19 protein-coding genes are annotated in these 20,674 nt (G+C 67.9%); 12 read left to right on the top strand and 7 right to left on the bottom strand.

Translation table 11 applies throughout. The features are described 5' to 3' along the window. Positions 1 to 14 precede the first annotated feature (14 nt). From ACEVQ6_RS16090 to ACEVQ6_RS16070, 5 genes are all read right to left on the bottom strand, one after another. Positions 15 to 974 carry an adenosine deaminase gene (locus tag ACEVQ6_RS16090; protein WP_374890042.1) on the bottom strand — a complete coding sequence of 320 codons (960 nt, stop codon included), beginning with the start codon at positions 972 to 974 and terminating at the stop codon, positions 15 to 17. Then, complete coding sequence (locus ACEVQ6_RS16085; protein WP_374890041.1) at positions 971 to 2,194, bottom strand: phosphopentomutase; 1,224 nt, start codon at positions 2,192 to 2,194, stop codon at positions 971 to 973. Before ACEVQ6_RS16085 ends, ACEVQ6_RS16090 begins: the two co-directional genes overlap by 4 nt. 112 nt (positions 2,195 to 2,306) lie before the next feature. Further along, entirely contained in the window at positions 2,307 to 2,816 is a 510-nt protein-coding gene (locus ACEVQ6_RS16080; protein WP_374890170.1) for a TadE/TadG family type IV pilus assembly protein, read from the bottom strand. 98 nt (positions 2,817 to 2,914) lie between these two features. Further along, positions 2,915 to 3,541, bottom strand: a complete 627-nt coding sequence (locus ACEVQ6_RS16075) for a TadE/TadG family type IV pilus assembly protein (protein WP_374890040.1) — start codon at positions 3,539 to 3,541, stop codon at positions 2,915 to 2,917. A 140-nt stretch (positions 3,542 to 3,681) separates the two neighbouring features. Further along, positions 3,682 to 4,044 carry a pilus assembly protein N-terminal domain-containing protein gene (locus ACEVQ6_RS16070; protein ID WP_374890169.1) on the bottom strand — a complete coding sequence of 121 codons (363 nt, stop codon included), beginning with the start codon at positions 4,042 to 4,044 and terminating at the stop codon, positions 3,682 to 3,684. A gap of 319 nt (positions 4,045 to 4,363) precedes the next feature. On the opposite strand from ACEVQ6_RS16070, the gene ACEVQ6_RS16065 reads away from it, so the two are divergent. The 10 genes from ACEVQ6_RS16065 (at position 4,364) to ACEVQ6_RS16020 (ending at position 16,702) form a co-directional block, all read left to right on the top strand. Continuing rightward, the gene (locus ACEVQ6_RS16065) at positions 4,364 to 4,540 is read left to right on the top strand and encodes a Flp family type IVb pilin (protein WP_374890039.1); all 177 of its coding nucleotides are present in this window, start codon (positions 4,364 to 4,366) and stop codon (positions 4,538 to 4,540) included. Between the two features lie 173 nt (positions 4,541 to 4,713). After that, on the top strand, positions 4,714 to 5,235 hold the full coding sequence (locus ACEVQ6_RS16060; protein ID WP_374890038.1) for an A24 family peptidase: 522 nt from the start codon (positions 4,714 to 4,716) through the stop codon (positions 5,233 to 5,235). Between the two features lie 127 nt (positions 5,236 to 5,362). Next, the gene (cpaB, locus tag ACEVQ6_RS16055) at positions 5,363 to 6,178 is read left to right on the top strand and encodes a Flp pilus assembly protein CpaB (RefSeq protein ID WP_374890037.1); all 816 of its coding nucleotides are present in this window, start codon (positions 5,363 to 5,365) and stop codon (positions 6,176 to 6,178) included. Positions 6,179 to 6,195: 17 nt separating this feature from the next. Beyond that, positions 6,196 to 7,758: a type II and III secretion system protein family protein gene (locus ACEVQ6_RS16050; protein ID WP_374890036.1), complete on the top strand. Its 1,563-nt coding sequence runs from the start codon at positions 6,196 to 6,198 to the stop codon at positions 7,756 to 7,758. A gap of 53 nt (positions 7,759 to 7,811) precedes the next feature. After that, positions 7,812 to 8,501, top strand: a complete 690-nt coding sequence (locus ACEVQ6_RS16045; protein WP_374890035.1) for a CpaD family pilus assembly protein — start codon at positions 7,812 to 7,814, stop codon at positions 8,499 to 8,501. Positions 8,502 to 8,534: 33 nt separating this feature from the next. Further along, a complete protein-coding gene (locus ACEVQ6_RS16040; RefSeq protein ID WP_374890034.1) occupies positions 8,535 to 9,821 on the top strand; it encodes an AAA family ATPase in 1,287 nt (428 codons plus the stop codon). 130 nt (positions 9,822 to 9,951) lie between these two features. Further along, a complete protein-coding gene (locus ACEVQ6_RS16035; RefSeq protein ID WP_374890033.1) occupies positions 9,952 to 11,406 on the top strand; it encodes a CpaF family protein in 1,455 nt (484 codons plus the stop codon). A gap of 64 nt (positions 11,407 to 11,470) precedes the next feature. Then, positions 11,471 to 12,481: a type II secretion system F family protein gene (locus tag ACEVQ6_RS16030; RefSeq protein WP_374890168.1), complete on the top strand. Its 1,011-nt coding sequence runs from the start codon at positions 11,471 to 11,473 to the stop codon at positions 12,479 to 12,481. A gap of 162 nt (positions 12,482 to 12,643) precedes the next feature. Further along, positions 12,644 to 13,585: a type II secretion system F family protein gene (locus ACEVQ6_RS16025; protein ID WP_374890167.1), complete on the top strand. Its 942-nt coding sequence runs from the start codon at positions 12,644 to 12,646 to the stop codon at positions 13,583 to 13,585. Positions 13,586 to 13,849: 264 nt separating this feature from the next. Next, entirely contained in the window at positions 13,850 to 16,702 is a 2,853-nt protein-coding gene (locus ACEVQ6_RS16020) for a DNA translocase FtsK (protein WP_374890032.1), read from the top strand. A gap of 78 nt (positions 16,703 to 16,780) precedes the next feature. Here the strand turns inward: ACEVQ6_RS16020 and ACEVQ6_RS16015 are convergent, their stop codons facing one another. Beyond that, the gene (locus ACEVQ6_RS16015) at positions 16,781 to 18,172 is read right to left on the bottom strand and encodes a leucyl aminopeptidase family protein (RefSeq protein ID WP_374890031.1); all 1,392 of its coding nucleotides are present in this window, start codon (positions 18,170 to 18,172) and stop codon (positions 16,781 to 16,783) included. 137 nt (positions 18,173 to 18,309) lie between these two features. Here ACEVQ6_RS16015 and ACEVQ6_RS16010 point away from each other — a divergent pair, with 137 nt between their 5' ends. Together ACEVQ6_RS16010 and ACEVQ6_RS16005 are read left to right on the top strand one after the other, a co-directional pair. Continuing rightward, positions 18,310 to 19,131, top strand: a complete 822-nt coding sequence (locus tag ACEVQ6_RS16010; RefSeq protein ID WP_374890030.1) for a tetratricopeptide repeat protein — start codon at positions 18,310 to 18,312, stop codon at positions 19,129 to 19,131. Between the two features lie 355 nt (positions 19,132 to 19,486). Continuing rightward, a complete protein-coding gene (locus tag ACEVQ6_RS16005; protein WP_374890029.1) occupies positions 19,487 to 20,332 on the top strand; it encodes a C40 family peptidase in 846 nt (281 codons plus the stop codon). 4 nt (positions 20,333 to 20,336) lie between these two features. Here the strand turns inward: ACEVQ6_RS16005 and ACEVQ6_RS16000 are convergent, their stop codons facing one another. Beyond that, the gene (locus tag ACEVQ6_RS16000) at positions 20,337 to 20,657 is read right to left on the bottom strand and encodes a flagellin N-terminal helical domain-containing protein (RefSeq protein WP_374890028.1); all 321 of its coding nucleotides are present in this window, start codon (positions 20,655 to 20,657) and stop codon (positions 20,337 to 20,339) included. Positions 20,658 to 20,674: the final 17 nt, after the last annotated feature.

The following is a 20,674-nucleotide window of genomic DNA, read 5'->3' as shown; positions in this document are numbered from 1 at the left end:
GCCGCTCATCCCCATCAGAGTGAGGAGAGGAGCCGCGCCTTGACGGACGGCTCGACGAAGGCCGCCTCGATCGCCGTGCGCGTCATCCCGTCGATGTCACCTCGCGAGAAACCCATCTCCTCGGCGGCGACCGCGTATTCCCGGGCGAGCGAGGTGTGGAAGAAGGGCGGATCGTCGGAATTCAGCGTCACCTTCACGCCGCGATCGTGCAGCGCGCGCAACGGGTGTCCGGCAAAGGACGGGAAGACGCCAAGCGCGATGTTGGAACCCGGGCAGCATTCGAGCACGACGCCCTCGTCGGCGAGGCGCTCGACAAGCGCCGCATCCTCGATCGCACGCACGCCGTGGCTGATGCGGGCGGGGCGGACATGGTCGAGCGCGTCACGTACGCTCGCCGCGCCGCAGAGCTCGCCGGCATGGATGGTGAGGCCGAGGCCGGCGTCGCGGGCGATGTCGAAGGCGCGGGCATAGTCGGCGACGCGGCCGAAGCGCTCCTCGCCGGCGAGGTTGAAGCCGGTGACCAGCGGATGCGGCCGGGTCGCCGCGAAACGCGCGGCCGCGACGACCGCCTCGGCGCCGAGATGGCGGATACCGGTGACCAGCATGCGTCCCTCGATGCCGGTCCTGTCGCGCGCCGCCCCGATACCGGCGGCAAGCCCGGCGAGGTAGGCGTTAGGGCCGAGCCCGACCCGCGCGCCGTGATCCGGCGAGACGATGATCTCGCTGTAGATCGCGCCCGCCTCGGCAAGCCCGGTCAGGTAGGTCTCGGCGAGCAGCGCATAGTCCTCCTCGCTGCGAAAGAGGCCGGCGACACGGTCGTAGCAGGCGAGGAACCCGGTGAAGTCGCGCCAGACATAGCCCTCGCCGTCGAGGACGCCGGTGAGGTCGACACCGTATTTTTCGGCCTGCGCGCGGGCAAGTTCCGGCGCGACGGCGCCTTCGATATGGCAGTGCAGCTCCGCCTTGGGTCTCATCCGAACAGGCTCCTGCCGTGGCGGCCGGCGGCGATGCCGAGATGGGCGGCGGCGGTCTCGCCGATATCGGCGAAGGTCGGAGCTATGCCGAGTGAACGCGGTGCGAGCCCGGGTCCGAAGGCGAGCACCGGCACGCGCTCGCGGGTGTGGTCCGTGCCGCGCCAGGTCGGGTCGCAGCCATGGTCGGCGGTGACGATCAGGAGGTCGCCGGCGGCAAGGCGCCCGAGAAACTCCGGCAGGCGCCGGTCGAAGGCCTCGAGTGCGGCGGCATATCCCGCGACATCGCGGCGATGGCCGTAGAGCATGTCGAAATCGACGAAATTGGCGAAGACGAGGTCGCCGTCTTCAGCGGTGTCGAGCGCGGAAAGGCAGGCGTCGAACACCGCCGCGTTGCCATTGGCCTTGGTCGCGGTACCGATGCCCTGATGGGCGAAGATGTCGGCGATCTTGCCGATCGCATGCACGGTCCGTCCGGCCGCCGTCAGACGATCGAGCAGGGTCGGTTCCGGCGGCGGGACGCAATAGTCGCGCCGGTTGCCGGTGCGCACGAAGGTTTCCGGCGTCGCGCCGGTAAACGGTCGGGCGATGACCCGGCCGATGGTCTCCGCATCGAGGATGCGGCGCACGACGGCACAGACGGCGTAGAGCCGGTCGAGGCCAAAACTCTCCTCGTGGGCGGCGATCTGGAAGACGGAGTCCTGCGAGGTATAGCAGATGGGCCTGCCGGTCCTGATATGCTCGGCGCCGTGGCGGACGATGATTTCGGTGCCGGAGGCGTGGCTGTTGCCGAGGATGCCGGGAAGACCGGCCTCCCGACAGATCCGCTCGATGAGATCGGCGGAGAACGCCTCCTCCCCTTGCGGAAAATAGCCCCAGTCGAACATCACCGGCGTGCCGGCGATCTCCCAGTGGCCGGAGGGCGTGTCCTTGCCGCGCGACACCTCGCTCGCCGCGCCGTGGAGGCCGATGATCCCGGCCGGCGCTGGCATTCCGGCCGGCGCGCTGCCGGTCGCAAGCCGGGCGGCCTCGACGAGGCCGAGGCGGGTCAGGTGCGGCAGGGTGAGCGGGCCTTCACGCAGGCCGTCGCGGTCGGCGGCGCCGGCGGTGCAGGCCTCGGCGATGTGGCCGATCGTGTCGGCGCCGGCATCGCCATAGGCCGCCGCATCCGGGGCGCCGCCGATGCCGACGGAATCGAGAACGAAAAGAAAGACGCGCGCCATGGCCTCCCCGCCTCACCGGTGTCGCGGCGCCAGGGCGAAACGGCGCCGGGCCGGCCGGCAGGGATAGCGCGTCGCGCGTGTCAAGGCAAATGCGATCGGACGCGGCGCCGTGTCAGCAGGTGGCGCAGCTGATCACCTCGCCGATGCGCTGGCGATAATAATAGGTGCGCGACAGGTCGATCGTCTGAAGCGCCGATCCGGACATGTTGGCGGCAAACAGCATCAGGTCATGCGGCACCACCAGTTCGGAGCGCACGACGAAGGAGCCGACGGTCGAGATGTCGCTCGGGATGCTCTCCGTCGATCCCGTGGCGTAGGGCCGGCCGCCGGCCTGGTCGCGCGACCAGGCGACGGTGCCGGTCCCGGTGCCCGTGACGCGGATCCCGGTGATCTTCAGCGTGTAGCCGGTCATCGGATAGGGCGCCATGATGCTGGTCGCGACATTCTGCATGCCGTCGAGATAGGTGGCGGTGATCGTCGATTCCTGGGCGACGAGGTCGGCGACCGTGCCGGAGGCGCGCGCAACCTTGCGCGCGACGGTGAAGCCGAGCGAGATCTCGAAGGCCCCCATATAGGTGACGATCAGGATCGGCGCGATGATGGCAAACTCGACGGCGCCCATGCCGCGCCGGTCGCGAAGGAGCCGGGACAGGCTGGCAGGCCTGACGAGGTGCGACCGGATCCAGCCGAGGCATCCACGGGGGGAAAGGGGGGCGCTCATCAGTAGTTCTCGTTCTGGAAGGCGTTGGTGGCGACCATCAGATAGTCGTTCGGCATGTCGTCGCCGGCGGGCCTCAGCTTCGTCACGTAGGGCCGGACGAGATCGGTCAGCACTTCCCAGCGATAATAGGCGCGCACGATGTTGATGCTGCGCGGCCCGCCGGGCGCGAAGCGGAAGCCGCTCGTGTCGAGATTTCCGGTCGGCGAATCGCCGACGCGCGGCACCGCCTTCGGGATCGCGTTGAAATTGGTGAAGCTGCGCACGTCGATGAAGAGCTTGTCCGGCGTGCTGACCTCGCTGTTGGAGCAGGTCATCATGATCGAGATCTCGTCGCAGAAGGCGGCGCGGAACTGCTGCGTCGTCATGTCGGTCGCCTTGCCCTGCGCATAGGTGATCTCGCCGGTGCGGATCTTGCGCGACATCTTGTCGGCGGCGCTCGCGAGAAGCTGCTCGCCGGTGAAGGCGACGAAGGTCTCGACCGAGGCGAAGAAGACCAGGAAGAAGGGCAGGGCCAGCAGGCTGAACTCGATCGCGGCCGCGCCCTCGCGCTCGCCGGCGAACCTGCGGAGAAGCGAGCGGCGCCGCGCACGGGCCTCGGGGCGGGAAGCGCTGGAATTCATCGGCACGGGTCATCCCCATCATCTGGCATCACGTGCCGTCAGATTACGGGACAAACTTTGACAATTCGTATCGTGCGATCCTCAGAGTCGAACGGATCCGGCGCGCCGCGGCGCGCCATCCGCAAGAACCCCGGAGCGCAAGCGCATCAGGGGCCCTTGGCGCCGCCGTTCTCGGCATGCCGCTCGCAGGCCGGCGTGCAGGAATAGACGGTGCGGTTGGTCTGCTTGTACATTCGCACCGTGTTGCCCTCGTCGATCGAGACGAGGATGCGCTCGTCGACGATCGCATTGCCGTCGGTGTCGAGGATCACGAGGTTCGTCGTGCCGAAGTTCTTGCCGGTCAGGACGATGGTCTTCGCGTCGGCGACCGTCGCGTCGGCGATCTCGCCGTTGCCGATGATCACCTTGCTCACGGCGCGGTCGAGCTTCAGCACGCGCGCATGGTCACGGAAGACCTGCATCATGTCGCCTTCCTGCGCGAAGCCGACCGTTGCCGGCAAGGCGAGCATCGCCAGGCCAAGGGCGGCGGCAAGGACCGGCGGGCGTGGGCGGGCGGCAGTCAGGAGCGGCATGGCGGGGTCCCCGGAGGATCGGTCGGTGAAGGAAGCATGACGGGTTTTGGTGAATGAAGTCTTAAGTCGAAACCATCGATTTGAAGTCCCCGCCTTTCCGGGACATTTACCAATATTCGGAGATGCTAACGTTAAGCCCTCGGTAACCCCATTCCTTAAGTCGATGGCAATGCGCCCTGTGTAGCTTGGCCTCATCCGAACAACGGAAAACAGTTGGCGGAAGTGCTGAACAACACGTGAAATTAGGAGAAATGGCATGACCAAGATTTTTGCTCGCCTGCTCAAGGACGAATCCGGTGCGACCGCCATCGAGTATGGTCTCATCGCTGCTCTGATTTCCGTCGCGCTGATCACCGGCGCAACGGCCCTCGGTGACGAACTCGGCAACCAGTTCAACTTCCTCGCGACGACGATGACGGACAGCCGCAACTGATCCTGACCGCGTCACGGACGTCAAGCAAAGCCGCTTCCCTTGTCCTCCAAGGGGGGCGGCTTTTGCATTCGACGGGGCCGCAGGCCAGAGGTGTTCGTTAAGTCTTCCCGGCGCAGACTGGCGGCCCGTCACGGCCCGGTGCGCGGGGCCGGTTTGCAAGGGAGTGGTTCAGAATGACCGTCGCCGCCATCTTCGTCGTCTTTCCGCTGTGCCTGGCGATCGCCGCCTTCAGCGACCTCTTCACGATGACGATCCCGAACCGGGTGTCGGCGATCGTCCTGGCGAGCTTCGTCGTCGTCGCGCCGCTCGCGGGCCTTCCGGTCGCCACGATCGGCCTGCACCTGGCGGCGGCACTCCTCGTCTTCTCCGTCTGCTTCGGGCTTTTCGCCGCCAATGTGATGGGCGGGGGCGACGCCAAGCTGCTGACGGCCTCCTCCGTCTGGTTCGGGCTCAACACGAGCCTCCTCGGCTTCCTCGGCTCCGTCGCGCTCGCCGGCGGCCTGCTGACCGTGCTGGTGCTGCTGCTCCGCCGCAAGGAAAGCACGATCCTTGCCGCCGGCCTGCCGGTGCCGCGGCTGCTCTTCACCGAGAAGAAGATCCCCTATGGCATCGCGATCGCCGCCGGCGGCCTCTTCGCCTACCCGTCCTCGCCGCTGATGCTGAAGGCGATCGCGCTGGCCCTGCACGGCGGTTGACGGCGGGCGCCGCCGCGGGCGGCGCGGAAAGAACGCATTAACCACGTTCGTATGCGTTCCGTTAACCTTAATTATACCAATTGCCGGCAATTCTGGGTCGGAGAATCGTCTGATCCAGGAAGCCCTCATGAAACCGGTACGCATCATCATCCTGTCGGCGGCAGTGGTCTCGGCCGGCCTTGCCGGCGTCCTGGCGCTCAACCTGACGCGCGGACGCGCCGTCATGGAGGTGGCCCAGCCGCTCGTCGAGCGCGAGCCGGTCGTCAATGTCCTCGTCGCGTCCAAGAGCCTGCCGGTCGGATCGCGGCTGAACGGCGATTCGATGCGCTGGGCGGTCTGGCCGAAATCGGGCGTGGTCGAGGGCCTCGTCACCGAGGAGAACCGGCCGGGCGCCGTCACCGACCTGAACGGCGTGGTCGTGCGCATGCCGATCTTCGCCGGAGAGCCGATCCGGCAGGAGAAGATCGCCGACGCCTCGACGCGGATCATGTCGGCGCTGCTTCCGGCGGGCAAGCGCGCGGTCGCGACCGAGATCACGGTGGCCACCGGCGCGGGCGGCTTCATCCTGCCGAACGACCGCGTCGACGTGATCATGGTGCGAAAGGAAGACGGCACCAGCACCTTCCTCACCGAAACCATCCTCAGCAATGTCCGCGTGCTCGCCATCGACCAGCAGATCGAGGAGAAGGAGGACGGCACCAAGACCGTCGTCGGCACGACCGCGACGCTGGAGCTGACGCCGGACCAGTCCAAGGTCATCAGCGTCGCCCAGCAGATGGCGCAGCGCCTGTCGCTGGCGCTGCGCAGCGTCGCCGACGCGCAGGAAGCCGATACGGGCGCCGCCGACTATCTTCTGAGCGGCGACGGCGTGCCGACCATCCAGGTCATCAAGTCTGGCTCGATCGTGAAGAACGACGGCGCGCCGGCAAGTTCGCGCAATTAAGAACGACGGAGCGAAACATGAAGCGAATGGGTAACAAACTTCGTGCGTCGGTCGCAGCCGGCCTGTCGTTCTGCCTGACCTTTTCCGGCCTGCCGGGCGGCGTGATCGGCGGCGTGCAGCCGGCCGAGGCGGCGGCCTCGGCAATGCTGCGCATCAACGACACCGGCCCGGGCGTGCGCAAGACGGTCAAGCTCGGCCTCAACAAGGCGATGGTCATCGACCTGCCGGACGACGCGCACGACATCCTCGTCGCCGATCCGGAGCTCGCCGACGCGGTCACCCGCACCTCGCGCCGCATCTATCTCTTCGGCAAGAAGGTCGGCCAGACCAACATCTTCATCTTCGACACCAATGGCGACGAGATGATCAGCCTCGACGTCGAGATCGAGCGCGACATCGGCAGCCTCGAATCGAACCTGCGCCGCTTCATCCCAGACAGCGAGATCAGCGTCGAGATCGTCTCCGACAACGTCATCCTGACCGGCACGGTGCGCACGCCCCAGGACGCCTCGCAGGCGCAAAAGCTCGCGGAAGCCTTCCTCAAGGGCGGCGAGGCGACGACCCGCGACATCACCGCCCAGGGCAACAACGGCGACGCCGACATCTTCGCCGAGGAGCGGCAGCGCTCGCAGATCGTCAACATGCTGAAGATCGACGGCGAGGACCAGGTGACGCTGAAGGTCACCGTCGCCGAGGTCAGCCGCCAGGTGCTGAAGCAGCTCGGCTTCTCCGGCTCGGTCGGCAGCGAGGTCGGCCAGCCGATCACCTTCGCCAACCCAACCAATCTCGGCAATGCGATCAACCCGGTCTCGTCGGCGATCACCGGTTCGATCGGCTCCGGCAGCGTCAATTTCGCAAGCTACGTCAATGCGATGGAGCAGGCGGGCGTGATGCGTACGCTGGCCGAGCCGAGCCTGACGGCGATTTCGGGCAAGTCGGCCAAGTTCTTCGTCGGCGGCGAATACCGCCTGCCGGCCGGCCAGGAGGTCAAGGAGAACGGCACGCTGGAGCGCACGGTCGAGACGGTCGAATACGGCATCGAGCTCAACTTCAAGCCGATCGTGCTCGGTCCGGGCCGCATCGCGCTCGACATCGAGACCAACGTCTCCGAGCCGACCTGGGAAGGCTCCGACGTCAGCGGCAACGCGATCACCCGCAGCGTCCGCGACAAGGACCAGAAGATCAACTATCCCGGCCAGACCTACATGTCGATCCGCAAGCGCGAGGCCTCGACCAGCGTCGAGCTTCCCTCCGGCGGCTCGATCGTCATCGGCGGCCTCGTCCAGGACAATGTCCGCCAGGCGATCTCCGGCGTTCCGGGCATGGCGAAGATCCCGGTCTTCGGCACCCTGTTCCGCAGCCGCGACTTCCTGCGCAACGAGACCGAACTCGTCATCATCGCGACACCCTATCTCGTGCGCCCGGTCGCCCGCGCCGCGCTGTCGCGTCCCGACGACAATTTCAACCCGGCGAGCGACGGTCCCGGCTTCCTGCTCGGCACGGTGAACAAGCTCTACGGCCGCGGCAACGAGGCGCCGGCCGGCCGTTACCACGGCAATGTCGGCTTCATCTACAAGTGAGCGAGGTCCGGATGTCTCCCCTTTTTCCCCTGCCCTTCGGAAAGACCCTGACCATGCCGTCGCGCCTCGCCCCGAACCTCGCCGTCGCCGCCCTTCTCGCCCTCTCGGCCGCCGTGACGGGCTGCGCCAATCCGGACCGCATCCCGACCGGATCGCTGCCGGACGACTACCGCACGCGCCATCCGATCATGATCGCCGAGGCCGAGCATTCGATCGACATCCCGATCAGCGCCGGCGACGCCAAGCTGCAGCAGGGCACGCGTGACACGATCCGCGGCTTCGCGCAGAAATACCGCAACGACTCCTCCGGCGCGATCCAGATCGTGCTGCCGGACGGCTCGCCGAACGCCGGCACCGCCCACCGGCTGAGCAAGGACATCCGCGCGGTGCTGGTCGGCACCGGCATCCCCTCGCACCGGGTGATCGTGACGAGCTATGCCGCAAGCGTCGACGGCGCCTCGTCGCCGGTGCGCCTCAGCTACGTCGCGATCACGGCCAAGACCGGCCCCTGCGGCGAATGGCCGGACGACCTCGCCTACAACACCTACCAGAACAAGAACTGGCAGAATTTCGGCTGCGCCAGCCAGTCGAACCTCGCAGCCCAGATCGAGAACCCGATGGACCTGATTGGCCCGCGCGAGATGTCGCCGCCCGACGCCCAGCAGCGGCTCGGCGTGATCAACAAGGACTATCGCGGCGAAACCTCCGGCGACGTCTCGACCATCAACATCAACACCAATTGATGCCAGCAGCCAGCGTGGCGACAGGACAGGCACATGAGCGCGATTGACTACAAGATCGAGACCGGCCCGCGCGGCGCGGACACCGTGGAAACGGCCCGCTCGAACGACCTCGAGCAGCTTCGGCCGCTGCCGCGCATTTCCATCCATGCCTTCTGCCAGTCGGACGCGCTGCAGCGGGTGATGGAGCGCTGCCAGAGCGACCGGCGCATGGCGAAGGTGAACCTCAGGATCAACAGCGGCGGCGTCAGCGCGGCGGTGAACATGTTCACCTCCGCCCCGACCCCGAACCTGATCGTCTTGGAGATGGACAGCGAGCCGCGCACGCTGCTCGAGGACCTGTCGCCGCTCGCCGAGGTCTGCGATCCCTCGACCAAGGTCATCGTCATCGGCCGCTTCAACGACATCCGCCTCTATCGGGAACTGATCCGCAACGGCATTTCGGAATACATGATCGCACCGGTGTCGATGCCGGACGTGATCGCCGCGATCTCGGCGATCTTCGTCGATCCCGAGGCCGAGCCGCTCGGCCGGAGCGTCGCCTTCATCGGCGCCAAGGGCGGCTGCGGATCCTCGACGCTCGCGCACAACTGTGCCTGGGGGATCTCCAACCTCTTCTCGACCGAGGTGATCCTCGCCGATCTCGACCTGCCCTACGGCACGGCCAACATCGACTTCGACCAGGACCCGCCGCAGGGCATTTCCGAGGCGGTGTTCTCGCCGGAGCGGCTCGACGAGGTCTTCCTCGACCGGCTTTTGACCAAGTGCTCCGACCATCTGTCGCTGCTCGCCGCGCCCTCGATGCTCGACCGCGCCTACGACTTCCACGGTGCGGCCTTCCAGCCGATCACCGAGATTTTGCAGCGCAGCGCGCCGGTGTCCGTGCTCGACGTGCCGCATGGCTGGACCGACTGGACGCGCTCGGTGCTGGCCGAGGCCGACGAGGTGGTCATCACCGCCGTGCCGGACCTCGCCAACCTGCGCAACGCCAAGAACCTGCTCGACGCGCTGAAGAAGCTGCGGCCGAACGACAAGCAGGCCCATCTCGTGCTGAACCAGGTGGGCATGCCGAAACGGCCAGAGATCGCGCCCGGCGATTTCTCCGATTCGCTGGAGATCGATCCGGTCGCCGTCATCCCGTTCGACGCCGCCCTTTTCGGCAATGCCGCCAACAGCGGCCGGATGATCGCCGAGATCGACCGCAAGGCGCCGGTCGCGGAAATCGTCTCGCAGCTCTGCCATCTCGTCACCGGCCGCGCCGCGGTGAAGAAGGCGAAGCGCGGCAGCCTCGGCAAGGTGCTCGGCATGATCGGGCGCAAGTAACGCTGTGTCCCGCCGGAGCGCAGAGCCCGGCCCCGGACATCGCGGCAAAGACCAAGGGATCGGGCATTTCGGGTGATCCCGTCTTCACCGGAATGCGCGACCTTCATCGGCAAGGGATCGGATTGACGTCATGTTTGGCAAACGCGGAAACGAGAGCGGCGCAACGGGCCTCCTGACACCGGCGGCCGCCCCGGCGGCGAAGGCCGCGGCGGTCCAGCCGCCGGCGGAACCGGTGCGCGAGGCCGCGCCGCGGCCGCAGGCCCCGCCCCCGCCGGCGGCCTCCTCGCCGCGCAAGCGCGCGACCCGCAACGAGGATTATTACGACACCAAGAGCCAGGTCTTCTCCGCGCTGATCGACACGATCGACCTGTCGCAGCTCGCCAAGCTCGACACGGAGAGCGCGCGCGAGGAAATCCGCGACATCGTCAACGACATCATCACGATCAAGAACTTCGCGATGTCGATCTCCGAGCAGGAGGAACTGCTCGAGGACATCTGCAACGACGTGCTCGGCTACGGCCCGCTGGAGCCGCTGCTGGCGCGCGACGACATCGCCGACATCATGGTCAACGGCGCCGGGCAGACCTTCATCGAAGTCGCCGGCAAGACGATCGAGAGCGAGGTGCGCTTCCGCGACAACGCGCAGCTTCTCTCGATCTGCCAGCGCATCGTCAGCCAGGTCGGCCGCCGCGTCGACGAATCCTCGCCGATCTGCGACGCGCGCCTGCCGGACGGCTCGCGCGTCAACGTCATCGCCCCGCCGCTCGCCATCGACGGCACGGCGCTGACGATCCGCAAGTTCAAGAAGGATAAGCTGAAGCTCGACCAGCTCGTCAAATTCGGCTCGATCACGCCGGAAGGCGCGACGCTGCTGCAGATCATCGGCCGCGTGCGCTGCAACGTCGTCATTTCCGGCGGCACGGGCTCGGGCAAGACGACCCTGCTCAACTGCCTGACCGGCTATATCGACACGCATGAACGCGTCATCACCTGCGAGGACACGGCGGAACTGCAGCTGCAGCAGCCCCATGTCGTGCGCCTCGAGACGCGCCCGCCCAACATCGAGGGCGAGGGCGAGATCACCATGCGCGACCTGATCAAGAACTGCCTGCGCATGCGTCCCGAGCGGATCATCGTCGGCGAAGTGCGCGGACCGGAGGTCTTCGACCTGTTGCAGGCGATGAACACCGGCCATGACGGATCGATGGGCACGATCCACGCCAACACGCCGCGCGAATGCCTCTCGCGCATGGAATCGATGATCGCCATGGGCGGCTTCACGCTGCCGCCGAAGACGGTGCGCGAGATCATCTCGACCTCGATCGACGTGATCGTCCAGGCGGCGCGCCTGCGCGACGGCTCGCGCCGCATCACCCACATCACCGAGGTGGTCGGCATGGAAGGCGACGTGATCGTCACCCAGGACCTGATGCGCTACGAGATCGACGGCGAGGACGCCAACGGCAAGATCATCGGCACCCACCGCTCGACCGGCATCGGCCGGCCGCGCTTCTGGGACCGCGCCCGCTACTTCAACGAGGACAAGCGGCTCGCCGCCACCCTCGACGCGATGGAAAAGGCTTAAAAAGCGCGCCGGCCCCGCCGGCACGCTTTCCCACACTCTTAACCCATTCCAGGCGGACGTCATGTTGTTCGGGATCGACATCACCATTCTGGCCCTTGCCGGCCTTGTCGCGCTCTCGGCGGCGGGGCTCGCCTACGGCATTCTCTTTCCGCGCATCGAGGCGGAGCAGAAGGCCGAGAACAGGATGCGCAAGGTCAAGGCGGCCGAGACCGACCGGGTCAAGATGAAGGCGGCCCGCGACCGGGTCAACGAAGTGTCGAAGCGGCGCAAGTCCGTGCAGGATTCGCTGAAGGACCTCGAGAAAAAGCAGAAAGAGAAGTCGCAGAAGGCGACGGTCTCGATGAAGGTGCGGCTGCAGCAGGCCAATCTGCGCCTGTCGGTCACCCAGTTCTACATCGTCAGCGTCGTCGCCGGCATCGTCGCGGGCGTGGCCGCCATCCTCGGCGGCGTGCCGCCGCTCTTCGCCCTCGGCATCGTCTTCGCCGTGGCCGCCGGCCTGCCGCGCTGGGTGGTCAATTTCCTCATCCGCCGCCGCTGCAAGCAGTTCTTGAACGAATTCCCGAACGCGCTCGACGTGATGGTGCGCTCGATCAAGTCGGGCCTGCCGCTCAACGACGCGCTGCGGCTGATCGCCAGCGAGGGGCAGGAGCCGGTCAAGACCGAGTTCCGCCGCCTGATCGAAGCGCAGCAGGTCGGCCTCAGCATCCCCGAGGCCTGTGCCCGGATGATCCAGACGGTGCCGACGCCGGAGGTCAACTTCTTCGCCATCGTCATCGCCATCCAGGCCCAGGCCGGCGGCAACCTGTCGGAAGCGCTCGGCAACCTGTCGCGGGTGCTGCGCGACCGCAAGAAGATGAAGGCGAAGGTCAACGCTCTGTCGATGGAGGCGAAGGCCTCCGCCGTGATCATCGGCGCGCTGCCCTTCATCGTCGCCCTGCTCGTCTACCTCACCTCGCCCGCCTACATGCTGCTGCTGTTCACCGATCCGCGCGGCCACATGATCATGGGCATCTCCGCGGTCTGGATGGGCATCGGCATCGTCGTCATGCGCAACATGATCAATTTCGACATCTAGGGACGTCCCGGCGAGCGCTGCGGCTCCATCCGGGGCGCTCCCGTCTTGAATTCACGCGGGTTCCACAGGCACGGCGCCAGATCCGCCGGCCGGAACCGCCCTCCGAGGAAACGGGCCATGTTCGACCTGCTGCTGAAGCTTTTCACCGATCCAAAGACGATCATGGCGATCCTCGTCTCCGTGTCGGTGCTCGCGACCTTCTATTCGATCGCCATGCCCTTCCTCGAGCGCGGCGATCTCGACAAGCGGATGAAGTCGGTGGCGACCGAGCGCGAGCAGATCCGCGCCCGTGAGCGCGCGCGGCTTGCCGCCGAGGCGGTCAACAGCAAGGCGAGCCTGCGCGCGCAGAACAACACCTCGGTGCGCCAGGTGGTCGAGCGGCTGAACCTGCGCAAGGCGCTCGTCGACGACAAGACGCTGAACCGGCTGAAGACGGCGGGCTACCGCTCGCAGAACGCGCTGAACATCTTCCTGTTCGCCCGCTTCGTCCTGCCCTTCCTCTTCCTCGGCGCCGGCGCCTTCGCTATCTTCGGCCTGCATTTCCTCGGCGACAAGCCGCTGACCGTCCGGCTGCTGGCGACGATCGGCTCGGCCTATCTCGGCTTCTACGCGCCGAACATCTTCGTCTCGAACGCCATTTCCAAGCGGCAGCTCTCGATCCGCCGGGCCTGGCCGGATGCGCTCGACCTCCTGCTGATCTGCGTCGAATCGGGCACGTCGATGGAGGTGGCGATGCGCCGCGTCGCCGACGAGATCGCCGAACAGTCGCCGCCGCTCGCCGAGGAACTGGTGCTGACCACGGCCGAGCTCTCCTTCCTTCCGGACCGCCGCCAGGCGCTCGACAACCTCGCCACCCGCACCGGCCTCGACGACGTCAAGGCGGTGACGCAGGCGCTGATCCAGGCCGACCGCTACGGCACGCCGATCGCCCAGGCGCTGCGCGTGCTGGCGCAGGAAAGCCGCGATCAGCGCATGAACGCGGCGGAGAAGAAGGCCGCCGCCCTGCCGCCGAAGCTCACCGTGCCGATGATCCTCTTCTTTCTGCCCGTCCTGATCGCCGTCATCCTCGGCCCGGCCGGCATGCAGGTCGCCGACAAGTTCTGACGGGCGGCCGGTTCCGCGTCCCCGTCGATCGCGACAGCCGCGCCGGCTTCCGGCGCGGCTGTCGCCGTGCCGTTTCGACGCACTCTCCCGGGACTGCCGGAAACAGCCGCGAAAATAAAATAAATCCTTTGGAATCATTTTCTTGACATCGAAATCCCAAGGCCCGGCGGGAAGGTCCGGCCCGCCGGCCGCAGGAGAAAATTAACCTTCTCTTCCTAATCCTTGGTGACATCCAGACTTCTGTTCCTCGTGCGTACAGGTCCCATGCGTATTCCCAGAACGAACTTTCAGCCGACCGCCTTCAGCGATCAGGACGACACCGGCTTCGCGCCCGAGCAGCACGGGCTGCGCTACGACGTCTCGTGGAGCCATGACGGCGCCTATGGAAGCCATGTGCATCCGGGCACCGACCGCTCCCGCTTCCGCTCGCCGATCCTGCGCGCCTCCGATCCGGGGGAGCTTGCCGACGGCACGCTCGAAAGCCATTTCCTGATGGCGCCGAACGTGCGCTTCACCCGCACCCCGGACCGCGATCCGGCCCGCCGGCAGCGCCGCGCCGAAGAGCGGCTGGTCGAGCCGCTGCCCGAGCCCGTGCCCCCGGTCGACGTCGCGGAAACGGCGACGGATCCCGGCGGCGACGGCGCACTGGCGCTCGTCCCTTTGGATGCAGCGGCGGCGGACGCCTCCGTTTCCGTCAATCTCCATGTCGAGCGGCTGCGCGCCGCGCTGGCCGAGCGGCGGGCGATGAGCTGGAAGAGCGCCGTCGTCGTCGAGGACGAGCCGGCCGCTGCGGCGCCCACAGAACCCGCCGTCGACGTCGACACGGCGGGTGACATCGCTCCGCCGGCAACGCAGCCGGAGCCAGCCACACCCGAGCAGGCACCGGCCGAACACGCCGTCACCGGGGATCCGGCCGAGGCGGCAGATCCGCCGGCCGGAGACGCGCGTGCGGAGCCGGCACCGGCCGCGCCGGAACCGGTGGCCGGGCCTCGGGCACCCGTGCCGCAGGAGATCCCGGCGCAAACGGCGGCTCCGGTCTTCCTGTCGGATTTCGCCTTCTGGGAATCCGTCGCGCTCGACCTCGCGGCGATCCCGCCGCGCCGCGCGGCGGAGGCGGCGGCGCCGGTTCCCGTCGATCCCGACACGATCGCCGCGCGCTTCCGCGTCGTCGACATCCGTGCAAGCCGCGGCCGCAAGGCCGAGGCGGCTGCGGCAGCGGCCGTCGCTGAGGCCGGGACACCGGTCGCCGCCATGCCTTCGGCCGTTGCCGACCTGCCCGTGGTGAACGAACCGCCGGCGATGGCCGGGCCGTCCGCCGCCACCGAGCCTTCCGCGATGGCGGAGCCGGCAGCCTTGGCCGCGCCGGACACGGTTGCCGAGCCGGCAGCGGCGGCCCCTGCGCCGCCCGAGGAAATGGTCGTCGTCCCCGACATGCCGGCGGCCCCCCCGGTGCAGACCGTCGTCCCGATGCCGGCCGTCCTGCCCGAACCCGCCGCGCCCGCGCCGCCGCCACGCGGCATCGCCCTCTCGACGCCGTTCCAGATCCCGAACACGGTCGCGCTTTCGGCCGACGGCGACTACCAGTTCCCGCCGCGCGCCCTGCTGCAGCAGCCGCCGGCCTCGAACGGCTATGTCGTCGCGCAGGAAACGCTCGAACAGAATGCCGGCCTGCTCGAAAGCGTGCTCGAGGATTTCGGCATCCGCGGCGAGATCATCCATGTCCGCCCCGGCCCCGTCGTCACCCTCTATGAATTCGAGCCGGCGCCGGGCGTCAAATCCTCGCGCGTCATCGGCCTTGCCGACGACATCGCCCGCTCGATGTCGGCGCTGTCGGCCCGCGTCGCGGTCGTGCCCGGCCGCAACGTCATCGGCATCGAGCTGCCGAACGCGACGCGCGAGACCGTCTATTTCCGCCAGATGATCGAATCGCGCGACTTCGCCACCACCGGCTACAAGCTGCCGCTCTGCCTCGGCAAGACGATCGGCGGCGAGCCGGTCATCGCCGAGCTCGCCAAGATGCCGCATCTCCTCGTCGCCGGCACCACCGGCTCGGGCAAGTCGGTGGCGATCAACACGATGATCCTGTCGCTGCTCTACCGGTTCCGCCCGGAGGAATGCCGGCTGATCATGGTCGACCCGAAGATGCTGGAACTGTCGATCTATGACGGGATCCCGCATCTCCTCACCCCCGTCGTCACCGATCCGAAGAAGGCGGTGATGGCGCTGAAATGGGCCGTGCGCGAGATGGAGGACCGCTACCGCAAGATGTCGCGCCTCGGCGTGCGCAACATCGACGGCTACAATGTCCGCGCGGCCGCTGCCCGCGAGAAGGGCGAGACGATCACCTGCCTCGTCCAGACCGGCTTCGACAAGGGCACCGGCGACCTCCTGCACCAGGAACAGGAGATCGACCTCGCGCCGATGCCCTACATCGTCGTCGTCGTCGACGAGATGGCCGACCTGATGATGGTCGCCGGCAAGGAGATCGAGGGCGCGATCCAGCGGCTCGCCCAGATGGCCCGCGCCGCCGGCATCCACCTGATCATGGCGACGCAACGGCCCTCGGTCGACGTGATCACCGGCACGATCAAGGCGAATTTCCCGACGCGCATCTCCTTCCAGGTGACGTCGAAGATCGACAGCCGCACCATCCTCGGCGAGCAGGGCGCCGAGCAGCTGCTCGGCCAGGGCGACATGCTGCACATGGCCGGTGGCGGGCGGATCGTGCGCGTGCACGGGCCCTTCGTCTCGGATGCCGAGGTCGAGAACGTCGTCACCCACCTGCGCGCCCAAGGACGGCCCGAATACCTGGAGACGGTCACCGAGGAGGAAGAGGAGGAAGAGGCGGCCCCCGTCTTCGACAAGACCGAGATGGGCGCCGTCGACGACAGCGAGGACCTTTACCAGAAGGCGGTCAAGGTGGTGCTGCGCGACAAGAAATGCTCGACCTCCTACATCCAGCGCCGCCTCGGCATCGGCTACAACCGCGCCGCCTCGCTGGTCGAGCGGATGGAGAAGGAAGGCCTCGTCGGCGCGCCGAACCATGTCGGCAAGCGGGAGATCATCAAGGGCAACCGAGACGCCGCGCCGCCCGTGGCCGAGGACGCGGAAGCCTGACCCGAAGGCTTGCTCTCCAGACGAGAACGGCCCGGCGGTGATCGCCGGGCCGTTTTTTTTCGTCGGGAACGAAGGCGGTCAGCGCCCGCCCTTGCGCAGCACCTCGTAGAGCGCGCGGATCGCCTGCGCCTCGCCGCCGACGGGCGAATGCGGCCGCTCCGCCGGCGCCCAGCCGAAAATGTCGAAATGCACCCAGCTTGGCGCCCGGGCGACGAAGCGCTTGAGGAAGAGCGCCGCGGTGATCGCTCCTGCCATGCCGCCCGAGGGCGCGTTGGTGAGGTCGGCGATGCGGGCCTTGATGTCCTTCTCGTAGCCGGGATAGAGCGGCATGGGCCACATCGGGTCGTCGACGGAAAGGCTCGCCTCGGCGAGGTCGCGGGCAAGCTCGGCGTCGTCGGTGAAGAAAGGCGCGACGTCTGGCCCGAGTGCCACCCGCGCCGCGCCGGTCAGCGTCGCCATGTCGACAAGGAGATCGCTGTCCTGCTCGTCGGCATAGGCGAGCGCGTCGGCGAGGATCAGCCGCCCCTCAGCGTCGGTGTTGTCGATCTGTACGGTCAGCCCCTTGCGGCTGCGATAGACGTCGCCGGGACGGAAGGCATTGCCGGCAATCGAATTCTCCACCACGGGGACGAGGACGCGCAGGTCGATCTTGAGCTTGGCGTCCATGATCATCAGAGCGAGGCCCATGACGTTGGCGGCACCGCCCATGTCCTTCTTCATCAGCAGCATCGAGGAGGCCGGCTTGATGTCGAGGCCGCCGGTGTCGAAGCAGACGCCCTTGCCGACGAGCGTGACCCTGCGGTGGCCCTTCCTGCCCCAGCGCATTTCGAGGAGGCGCGGCGCCTCCGCGGCGGCGCGGCCGACCGTGTGGATCAGCGGGAAGTTCCGCGCCAGCAGCTCGTCGCCGGAGACGACCGAGACGGTCGCCTTGTAATGGGCGCCGAGCGCGCGGAAGGCGGCTTCGAGCGCGTTCGGCCCCATGTCGTTCGCCGGCGTGTTGATCAGGTCGCGGGCGAGGAAGACGCCGGCGAGCTGGCGACGGATGTCGGCGGCGTCCGCATCGTTCGGGATCTTCAGCAGCGGCCGGTCCGCCCTTGCCGTGACGTAGCGGTCGAAGCGATAGGCGCCGAGGCCGAAGCCGAGCGCCAGCCGGTTGGCCGTCAGCGGCGCGGTCTCGACATGCCAGGCGCCGGCCGGCAGCGACCGGGCAAGCGTGCCGGTGAGGAAGGGGGCCTCGGACGGATTGGCGCCGAGCCCGAAAAGCGCGCCCGCCAGATGGCCGTCGGCGGACGGAACGAGGAGCACCGAGCCGGCCTCCGCCCTGTAGCCGGCCTTCCTCGCCCAGTCGAGCGCCAGCGGGTCGATCATGCCGAGCTCCACATGCGCCGGCGTGACGGCGAAGATCGGCAGCGTCTCGGTGCCGTTGGCGACGAAGGGGGACGGTCGGTCGATGAACTGGTAGGGCGCCATGAAATCCTCCGAAAGACGGCTCTCGCACGGGCCGATTAACGCTCTGTTAGGGTTAACAGACTATTGCTGGAGTGAAGATTGCGTCGACTGGTCTGTGTGGTGTCCCGACGCGAAAGGCGACCCCCGGAGACACCTCGATGACCACCGTATCCCAGATCCGCGCGAAGCGCCTTGCCTGGCTCGCTTTGCCGCTGCTCGCCCTCGCCCTTGCCGGCTGCGCCGGTCCGAAGAAGGAACTGACGACCGGGTCGGTGCCGTCCCTGTCGAAGCCGGTGCAGGAGATGAACGAGCAGGAGCTGCGCCAGGCCGCCGGCAGTGTCGGCGCGGCTTACGAGCGCAACCCGAAGGACCGGAACGCGGGCCTCAACTACGCCAACATCCTGCGCATGACCGGCCGCAACGAGCAGGCGCTCGCCGTGATGCAGCAGGTGGCGATCAACTCTCCGAACGACCGCGAGGTGCTCGCCGCCTACGGCAAGGCCCAGGCGGCGGCGGGACAGCTCGAGCAGGCGCTCTCGACCATCGCCCGCGCCCAGACCCCCGACCGGCCCGACTGGCGGCTGAAATCGGCGGAAGGGGCGATCCTCGACCAGCTCGGACGTTCCAGCGAGGCGCGCGCGCGCTATCGCGACGCCCTCGACATCCAGCCGAACGAACCCTCGGTGCTCTCCAACATCGGCATGTCCTACCTGCTTGCCAAGGACCTGAAGACGGCGGAAACCTATCTGCGCTCCGCCGCCGAGCAGCCGCGCGCCGACAGCAGCGTGCGCCAGAACCTCGCGCTCGCCGTCGGCCTGCAGGGCCGCTTCCAGGAGGCCGAGCAGATCGCCCGGCAGGAACTGTCGGCCGAACAGGCGGAGGCGAATGTGCGCTACCTGCGCGGCGTGCTGTCGCAGCAGGGTTCCTGGCAGAAGCTCGCCAAGGAAGACAGCCGCAAGGAAACGACCGGCACGAACTGAGCCGGTCGACGGCGACGGGCGGCCTCGCGAAAGCGCGGCCTGCCGCTTCCGCCGGGAGGCCGTGCCGAAACCACCCCTCGCCCGGTCCTCAATCCCGTGCGGGACCCCGGCGGCAGGGCGCCTGCCGAGGGCTCTCCTTTCGCAGCGGGACAGGATCGCCGCCGAGGTGACGGGATATCCGAAGATTTGCGCCCCAGCCGGGCGCGAAAAGCCTCGTCGGATCGACCCGGCCGATGGTTCCCGAAAGATCTCTGCTCTCTTGTTGTCGTCTGTCTTTCCGGGATAACGGCATTCCACCTATTTCTGACACATATCAGACGTCCCGCACCGATTCCCGACGAGGTTCGACAAAGGCATGCTCGATCGCCGCCTGAACGCCTTTCGCCCCGACCTTGCCGACCGGCGCCTCGAGGGGCAGGTCGCCGCCGCGCGCTTCACCGAGGGACGTCCGGCGTGCATCGTCCTGCCCGTCGCGCCGCTCAGGCCGCGCCCGGAGCCCGGGGCCGGCATCGATACCGAGCTCCTGCTCGGCGAAACGGTGCGCCTGCTCGATGCCGCCGACGGCTGGGCCTGGGTGGTCGCCGACGGCGACGGCTATGTCGGCTATCTTCCGGCGAAGGCCGTTGCCGAGAAGGCGGGAACGACGACCCATATCGTCACCGCGCCGCGCACCTACCGCTATGCCGGCCCGGACCTGAAGCGGGGACATCTCCATGCCCTGTCGATGGGGAGCCGGCTTTCGGTCACGGGCGAGGCCGAGACACGCGGCACGGCCTATCTCCTGCTCGCCGACGGTTCGGCCGTGGTCGCCGGCCATTGCCGCCGGCTGGACGATGCGCCCGCGCCGGACTATGTGGCGGTTGCCGCGCGGCTCCTGGAGACACCCTATCTCTGGGGCGGCCGCTCGGCCTTCGGCATCGACTGCTCCGGCCTCGTGCAACTGTCGATGCTGATGGCGGGCCGCGCCGCGCCGCGCGACTCCGACATGCAGGCTTCCGGCCTCGGCACGCCGGTCGCGCGCGACGACCTCCGGCGCGGCGACCTGGTCTTCTGGAAGGGCCATGTCGGCATCATGGAGGACGAGGAAACCCTGCTCCATGCGAACGGCGCGACGATGACCGTGGCGCGCGAGCGGCTCGACGCGGCGATCGCCCGGATCGCCGCCCTTTACGGCGATCCGACCGGCTGTCGCCGCCCCTGAAGGCTCAGAACTCGGAATAGGCCGCGGCCGGTCCGGTTCCGTGGGCGCTGGCGAGCGCCATGTCCCGCGCATCCTGGATGAGTTTCGAGGCCGCCTCCAGCGCCTGCCCGCCGGTTTGCGCATCCTGCGTCGCGGAGGAGAGGCTGTCGAGGGTGCGGGAAAGGGCGGCGACGCCGGCGCGCTGCGCCTCCGCCGCCACGAGGCTGCCGGGCGCGTCGGTGCCGCGCTTGATGCGCAGCCCGTCCGAGAGCGTCTCGAGGGCGGCTGCGAGCGGCGAGGCGGATCTTTGCGGCGTGGATGCGATACCGGCGAGGCTGAGCGCCATGACGAGGTTTCCTTGCT

Source organism: Ensifer soli, from assembly GCF_041928815.1.
Lineage (GTDB): Bacteria > Pseudomonadota > Alphaproteobacteria > Rhizobiales > Rhizobiaceae > JBHFEI01.
This window is presented reverse-complemented; position numbering and strand designations above follow the sequence as displayed.